Annotated in this window: 1 protein-coding gene; it reads right to left on the minus strand. The window is 44.4% G+C overall.

Going from position 1 to position 250, the window contains the following annotated elements; genetic code table 11:
* The coding region (locus tag LRL21_RS45370; protein ID WP_240422268.1) for a hypothetical protein at positions 1–217 on the minus strand (217 nt) is incomplete at its 3' end.
* Positions 218–250 lie beyond the last annotated feature (33 nt).

The raw sequence follows: 250 nt of genomic DNA on the forward strand, positions 1-250 counted from the left end.
CAGAGCTGAACTGTTGGGAGGCAACGTTAGAAACACCATATGTAATGACCGGATCCCATTTGGTCCCATCGCTACTATTTTCTCCGTTTGCATCTACAAGGAAGTACAAAGCATCTCCTTCTGTCACACCTACCGATACATCCGTATCAGTTCCTCGTAAATCGTTATAAGCAAGATTCGTTGACCATTTAAGGGCGGAATTATGTAATATTTTCACGGTCACACCATTCCCTCCGCTTCCCCAAAGCAT

It is taken from the genome of Paenibacillus periandrae, assembly GCF_022458865.1.
GTDB lineage: Bacteria > Bacillota > Bacilli > Paenibacillales > NBRC-103111 > Paenibacillus_S > Paenibacillus_S periandrae.